The organism is Mycobacterium sp., assembly GCF_050701675.1.
GTDB lineage: Bacteria > Actinomycetota > Actinomycetes > Mycobacteriales > Mycobacteriaceae > Mycobacterium.
Genome location: NZ_JBOGDD010000020.1, coordinates 1 through 7011, shown reverse-complemented (window position 1 = coordinate 7011; position 7011 = coordinate 1). Strand labels below are relative to the sequence as shown.

General features: G+C 66.7%; 8 protein-coding genes. 5 read left to right on the top strand and 3 right to left on the bottom strand.

Annotation, left to right across the window (positions count from 1 at the left end; translation table 11 throughout):
• Nucleotides 1-786, bottom strand: a 786-nt coding sequence (locus tag ACRDUX_RS00580) for a metal-dependent hydrolase (protein WP_526409998.1), incomplete at its 3' end; no start/stop codon positions are given.
• Nucleotides 787-874: 88 nt separating this feature from the next.
• Here ACRDUX_RS00580 and ACRDUX_RS00575 point away from each other — a divergent pair.
• Nucleotides 875-1471 (top strand): TetR/AcrR family transcriptional regulator, encoded by a 597-nt coding sequence (locus tag ACRDUX_RS00575; protein WP_477496603.1) that lies wholly within the window; start codon nt 875-877, stop codon nt 1469-1471.
• On the opposite strand, the gene ACRDUX_RS00570 is transcribed toward ACRDUX_RS00575, so the two are convergent.
• Nucleotides 1464-2549, bottom strand: coding sequence for an NAD(P)H-dependent amine dehydrogenase family protein (locus ACRDUX_RS00570; protein ID WP_526409996.1), 1086 nt, complete (start codon nt 2547-2549; stop codon nt 1464-1466). The genes ACRDUX_RS00575 and ACRDUX_RS00570 overlap by 8 nt on opposite strands.
• Before the next feature lie 6 nt (nt 2550-2555).
• Nucleotides 2556-3587 (bottom strand): Rieske 2Fe-2S domain-containing protein, encoded by a 1032-nt coding sequence (locus ACRDUX_RS00565; RefSeq protein WP_526409994.1) that lies wholly within the window; start codon nt 3585-3587, stop codon nt 2556-2558.
• A 56-nt stretch (nt 3588-3643) separates the two neighbouring features.
• Here ACRDUX_RS00565 and ACRDUX_RS00560 point away from each other — a divergent pair, with 56 nt between their 5' ends.
• The 4 genes from ACRDUX_RS00560 to ACRDUX_RS00545 form a co-directional block, all read left to right on the top strand.
• Nucleotides 3644-4267, top strand: a complete 624-nt coding sequence (locus ACRDUX_RS00560) for a TetR/AcrR family transcriptional regulator (protein ID WP_477496600.1) — start codon at nt 3644-3646, stop codon at nt 4265-4267.
• 48 nt (nt 4268-4315) lie between these two features.
• Nucleotides 4316-5293 carry an Acg family FMN-binding oxidoreductase gene (locus tag ACRDUX_RS00555; RefSeq protein ID WP_477496599.1) on the top strand — a complete coding sequence of 326 codons (978 nt, stop codon included), beginning with the start codon at nt 4316-4318 and terminating at the stop codon, nt 5291-5293.
• Nucleotides 5294-5337: 44 nt separating this feature from the next.
• Complete coding sequence (gene dosR, locus ACRDUX_RS00550) at nt 5338-5985, top strand: hypoxia response regulator transcription factor DosR/DevR (RefSeq protein WP_477496598.1); 648 nt, start codon at nt 5338-5340, stop codon at nt 5983-5985.
• A 6-nt stretch (nt 5986-5991) separates the two neighbouring features.
• A partial coding sequence (locus tag ACRDUX_RS00545) for a GAF domain-containing protein (protein ID WP_526409991.1) occupies nt 5992-7011 on the top strand: 1020 nt, incomplete at its 3' end.

Sequence of the window (7011 nt, the reverse complement as noted above, 5' to 3'; positions counted from 1 at the left end):
GAGCAACACCCGGCCGGCGGCGACCATCCGTTGCCTCCGCGGCACGGCGGCGAAGGCAGTTCCCGGCCCACCGCCTGCCCGCCCGAGTTTCTGTCGCAGTGCCTGGCGCATCCCGTAGGCCGGCAGCAGCGTGCGGGCGTCCACCTGCCGCTCCTCCTCGGGGATGTGCGCGTTGGCGCCGTCGGCGATGATAGCCAGCACCCCGATCATGTGCTTGACCACCCCGGGTAGCGCCCGCAGCCGGTACCAACTGCTGCCCACGACGGCGTCGTAGATGACCAGCGCCGAACTGCGGTGCTCCACCTCTTCGACGAAGTGCCATACCAGTAGCGAGGCGACGCGTTCGTCGCCCGGCCGGAACAGCGCGTCGTCGTTGTCCAGCATCATCTTGAAGCTCGGCGTGAAGGTCGCCTCGAGGTCGGCGACATAGGCCAGCCGGAACTCCAGCGGCGTGGTGGCGGTGACCCGGTCGAAGCTGGCCGTCACGGCGTCGAAGGTCTGCTGCAGTCCGGGATAGCTCTTGATCAGCGCCGTGACGTGCTTGCGGTGGGTGCTGGAGTGCTGGGCTTCCTGACGCAGGAAGGCCGTCGCCTCGGCGGCGACGGCGGGATCGGTGATCAGCGGTTTTGCTTCCTGAACCGCGGCGACGATCATCTGCTCGAACCCTACGGCCAGCATCGATGTCGCGTTCATGAAGAACGAGAACGCCGGATTCTGCGGGTTCCAGTTCCACGGCACGTCCGCGGTGAAGTCGAACTTCGGCCGGCGCACCTCGAGATCGGTCATCGGACCCTCCCAGATCAATTGATTACACACTTTGTCGCATTGTGTAACTTGTGCATTGTTAGTCGAAGGATCTGGAAGAGTCAACGTCGTGGGACGCAAAGGATGGGGCGGTGCACCACCGGCCGACGACGCCGAGGCGCGCAAACGGATCATCGATGCCACGCGGACGATGATCGACGAGCGCGGCGCCGGTGCGACCGCGCTGGCCGACGTGGCCGACTCACTCGGCATCACCCGCAGGACCATCTACCGCTACTTCACCGGCACCGAGGACCTGTTCACCGCGGTGGCCGAGGTGAGCCTCGAGGGTTTCGTCACCGACATCGGGGCCATGACCGCGAACCTGGATGTCACCGAACAGCTCGTCGAGGTGGTTGCGCACATCATCGAGCGGCTCCCCCACGAGCCGCTACTGGAATTGCTCCTGGCCAATGACCGCACCAACAGCTTCAGCCGCGGCATGCTCACGCCAGATGTCATCACCCGCTGCCGAACCATGCTCCGGCACACCCATATTGATTGGGCAGCAATAGGTTACGAGGACACCACACTCGACGAACTCATCGAGTTCCTGCTACGCAACATCCAGTCGATGATCGTCGCGCCGACCGACCCGCCGCGCTCGGGCGCGCGCCTGCGGGCCTACCTGCGACGCTGGATCGGACCGGCGCTGACGCTCACCTGAAGCGACCGGCGAACCCACGCAGCGGCAGGTCGGCGCTGGTGAGCAGACCCGGACGGGCGGCCACCACCGACTTGATGGCGTTCAGCGCCGGCAGACCCGTGACGGTCATGCCGATGGAAGCGAAGCTCGTCGGGTCGGACAGGTCGACGCCGGGCTTCGGGAAGATCATGTGCTTGTTGTAGACGCACGGGTCACCCATGACCTGAGTGATGTAGCAGCCCTTGATATCCCAGCTCGGGTCGGTGTGCGGGGTCATCTGCCATTCGAGATGGGTTTCGATCTTCGGTACGCCACCGACCATGCCCTGGTACTTGATGTAGTTGCCGCCGAGTGATCCCTTGGGCAGGGTGTACCAGCCGAGGTCGACGTCCTTGGTGCAGGCGCCAAGCTCGTAGCTGAACTTCACCTCGTCGAGTTCGAGGCCGAAGCAGTCGGCCATCAGGAGCACGCTGTCGGCGAACACGCGCGTGTACTTCTCCAGCTTGGACGGGATCGACGGGTCGTCCACGGGCAGACCGTAGCCGACCTCGATCCAGGTGTCCTTGCTGTGGTGACACGACACGTCGACCGACTCGATCGTGGTGACGTTCTCGATCTCGGCGACGTCCGCCGAACACACCACGCCCAGAATCTGATTCAGGCCTGGGTTCATCCCGGTGCCGTAGAACGACGAGCTGCCCTTGGCGCACGCCTCGGCGAGCAGCTGGGTCACCGGCTTGCCGGAGGGATGGGGGTGGTTGGTGTCGCGGTGCCAACCGGTGATCCAGTCGGCCGTGGTGACGACGTCGATTCCGGCTTCGAGGACCTTCACGTACAGATCCTCGTCGGGGAAGACGCCGTGAAACGTCAGCACGTCGGGCTTGGCCGCGATGATCTCCTCGACGGTTCCCGTCGCCGTCACACCGATCGGACCGATGCCGACGATCTCGCCCGCATCGCGACCGACCTTCTCGGCTGTGTAGCAGTGCAATCCGATCAGCTCGAGGTCGGCGCGGTTGCCGATCCTCCTGATCATCTCGCTGCCGACGTTGCCCGTCGCCACCTGGAAGACGCGGACCGGTTTGGTGGTGGAAGTCATTACTACTCAGCCCTTCTCGTTCACTGACACGGCTTGGAGCTCCGCGGCGCTGCCACCGCGGCCATCCGGATAGAACTGCCTGGACCACTCCCGGATCGCGGTGAAGCCCTCGAACTCGGACGAGGACAGTGCGGGCGGGTCCGAATAGCGCTGATGTGACCAGATGTAGACGTCCTGGCTGAATTGCCGGATGACCTCCTGGCCGAACTCCTGCGCCTTCGCCTCGGCCCGTGGGGTGTCCCTCCCGGGAGTACGGCCGATGTAGACGGTGAAGCGTACGTCCGAGGTGCGCTCGTCGACGGGCGTGATCGCGGAGATGGTGCGGTTGTCGACCATGCCCCAGCTCTTGGTCACCGCGATGCCGAGCCCGCCGTTGATGGCCTCGACGCCGCTGTTGACGTCCTCGATCTTCTGACCGTCGTCACCTTCGAACGTGATGGTGAAGTCGACGTAGGAGACCGGCGCGGCGAAGTCGTGGCGCGTGAACACCGGCACGATCGGCGTCTTGTGCACGAACTTGAAGTGGGCGAAGTCGACGCCGTTCTCGAGGACGTACTGCGGATGCAGCTCCAGGTTCTGCTCATAGAGGCTCGCGCGCGGGTAGTAGTCGGCCGCGCTGCTGCCGTCGCCGAAGCTCGCGAAGACGTCGGGCGCCTCGAAGAACGGTTCCCGGCCCTGCGCGTCATGCCAGATGTAGATCGACTCGTTCCGTTCGGCCACCGGGTAGGTGCGCATGCGCCTGCCGCGGTTGGGTCGGGGCTCGTACGGGATGCACACGTTGCGGCCCTCGGCATTCCACTGCCAGCCGTGGAAGGGGCATTCGATGACCTCGCCCTCGACGTGGCCGCCATGCCCCAGGTGCGCGCCGAGATGTTCGCAGTAGGCGTCCATGACGGTCAGACGCCCGGATTGCGCCCGCCACGCGATCATCTCGCGCCCGAAGTACGTCATCCGGTGCACATCGGCGACACCGATCTCGGCGGACCACGCCACCTGGAACCAGCCCGTCGGGACCATCGACAACGGCGGTTTTGCCATGGGCCAACAATCACAGAGGGTTCTATCAAAGTCAATACTCGCGTAGCATCCCCGTGATGACCGAGGCTGCCGAACGCCGCACCAACCGGCGAGGCCAGGCTTCGCGCGAGAGCATGCTGGATGCTGCGCTGCAGGCCTTGGCCTCCGGTGAACCGGGGTCGGTGTCGGGCAACCGGATCGCCAAGGACGCCGGAGCCACCTGGGGCACGGTCAAATACCAGTTCGGCGACATCGACGGACTGTGGGCCGCGGTGCTGCGCTTCACCGCGGAACGGCGGGGTGAACTGCCCTCCCGCGCCGCGCCGCACGGCCCGCTGGCCGGGCGTGTGTCGGCCATCCTCGAGATCATGTACGACGGTTTGACCGCGACGGATTCCCGCGCCATCGAGAACCTGCGCGCAGCGCTGCCCCGGGACCGGACCGAGCTCGAGCGGCTGTTCCCCCAGACGGCGGCGGAGCTCGCATCCTGGCAGCGGACGTGGATCACGGCCTGCCAGAAGGCTTTCGCCGATCTGGATGTCGACCCCGCCAGGGTCCGGGAGGTGGCGTTGTTCATTCCCGGCGCCATGCGCGGCATCACCTCCGAACGCCAACTCGGCAGCTATATCGATCTCGACGAGGCCCGCCGCGGCCTGTCCAACGCGATCGTGGCCTATTTGGAGGCCTCGCAATCGGACTAGGGACTTCTGGCCCTGCTGCACACGGCGGCAACGGAGCACGATCCAACTATGCCGACGACACTGCAACAGGTCACTCTCATCGAGGACGCCGTGCACCTCGCGTGCCGCGCTCCGTCGTATCACAACAGCCAGCCGTGGCGCTGGGTGATCAGGTCCGGCACCGTGTCGCTGTTCCTGGACCCCGACCACCTGGTCGCCTCCGACGCGGGTGCGCGCCAGGGCCTGCTCAGCTGCGGTGCCGCGCTGGATCATTTCCGGGTCGCGATGGCGGCGGGGGGCTATGGGACCCACGTCGTGCGCTTTCCCAGCACTCGAGATCCCCACCACATCGCGGACATCAGCCTGAGCACGCCGGCCGACGTGAGCGACGAGCAGCGCAGGCGCGCGGACGCGATCCTGCAGCGGCGCACCGACCGCTTGCCGTTCGCCGCGCCGCCGGACCGGGACTCCTTCGATCGGCTGGCGTGGGTCGGCGCGACACCGTCGGGGTGCACCCTCGACGTGATCGACCCCGCCGATCGGGAGACCCTGGCCGACGCTTCCCACCTGACCGACGCCATGCGTCTCTACGATTCCGAGTACCACCACGAGATCACCTGGTGGACTTCGCCGTTCGAGGTGAACGACGGAATACCCCACACCGCACTGGTCTCGGCGCAGGAAGCCGACCGCGTCGACGTCGGCCGCACCTTCCCCATCACCCGCAACCGGGAACGCCGGCTCGACATCGGCGACGATCAGGCGCGCCTGCTGGTCATCTCCGCGGCCGAGGACAGCCCCGAGGGAATCCTCGCGGCCGGTGAAGCGCTGTCCGCGGTGCTGCTGGACGCCACGATGGCCGGCATGTCGTCCTGCACGCTGACCCACGTGACCGAGATGCCCGTCAGCCGCGACATCGTCGGCGCGCTGGTCCACCGGAGCTCGCCGCAGGTGCTGGTGCGGATCGGGATCGCGCCACCGCTGGACGAGGTGCCGCCACCCACACCGCGCCGCCCGCTGCACGGTGTGCTGCGGGTGGAGATCTGACCGGGGGGACAATGGTGACAGGTCAGCTCGCGAAAGGTGTCGCCATGGTGTCGGTGTTCCTCGTCGACGACCACGAGGTGGTGCGCCGCGGGCTGATGGACCTGCTCGGCTCCGACCCCGACCTCGATGTGATCGGCGAAGCCGGGTCGGTGTCCGAAGCGTTGGCGCGCATCCCCGCGCTACGCCCCGACGTCGCCGTCCTGGACGTCCGGCTGCCCGACGGCAACGGCATCGAATTGTGCCGGGAGTTGTTGTCGCAGCTACCTGACCTTCGGTGTCTGATGCTCACCTCGTTCACCTCCGACGAGGCGATGCTCGACGCGATCCTGGCCGGCGCCAGTGGCTATGTGGTGAAGGACATCAAAGGAATGGAGCTCGCCCAGGCCATCAAGGAGGTCGGGGCGGGCCGTTCGCTCCTGGACAACCGGGCGGCCGCGGCGCTGATGGCCAAGCTGCGCGGTTCCGCCGAACGGTCCGACCCGTTGTCCGGACTCACCGACCAGGAGCGGGTGCTGCTCGACCTGCTCGGTGAGGGGCTGACCAACAAGCAGATCGCGGCCCGCATGTTCCTGGCCGAGAAGACCGTGAAGAACTATGTGTCGCGACTGTTGGCCAAGCTCGGGATGCAGCGCCGCACCCAGGCCGCGGTGTTCGTCTCGAAGCTCGATCGCCGGACCACCCGCGAACAATAGGATCGTGTGGTGGCCGGACCGGACGAGGGACGCAACCGCCCGCTGCGCGAGACACTCTCGCAGCTGCGCCTGCGCGAACTGCTCAGCGAGGTACAGGACCGTGTCGAACAACTCGTCGAGGGCCGGGACCGTCTCGACGGCCTGGTCGACGCGATGCTGGCCGTCACGTCCGGTCTGGAACTCGATGCGACCCTGGCCACGATCGTGCACACCGCGATCGAATTGATCGATGCCCGCTACGGCGCCCTGGGTGTACGCGGGCAGGGGTCGGAACTCGTGGAGTTCATCTACCAGGGCATCGACGAGACCACCCGCCACCAGATCGGGAAGCTGCCGCAGGGCCTCGGTGTACTGGGGGTGCTTATCGACGATCCGCAGCCCATCCGGTTGGACAACATCCGCGATCATCCTGCGTCCGTGGGCTTTCCGGCGCACCACCCGCCGATGACGACCTTCCTCGGGGTGCCCATCCGGATCCGCGACGAAGTGTTCGGCAACCTGTATCTGACCGAGAAGAACTCCGGGCAGCCGTTCAGCGAGGACGACGAGGTGCTGGCGCAAGCGCTGGCCGCCGCCGCCGGCATCGCGATCGACAACGCCCGGCTGTACCAGCTGTCTCAGCGCAGGCAGGCCTGGATCGAGGCGACCCGCGACATCGCCACCGAACTGCTGTCCGGTACCGACCCCGCGGCGGTGTTCCGGGTGATCGCCGAGCAGGCCCGAAAGCTGACCGGGTCCGCACTGGCCATCGTCGCGGTCCCCGGCGAGGAGGATGACGACGGGTCCGTCGATGAGCTCGTCGTCGTCGAGGCCGCCGGTGCCCAACCGGTCGACTTCGCGAACATTGCGCCGTTCCCGGTCGGCGTGGGAGTCATCGGCGAGGCGTATGCGCAGCGGATTCCGGTACGTACCGACCATCTCGAGCTCGCCGGCGCGACCGGCCCGGCGATGGTGCTTCCGCTACGCACCACCGAAACCGTTGCGGGCGTGGTGATCACCCGGCGCGACCCCGAATTTGGCCCGTTC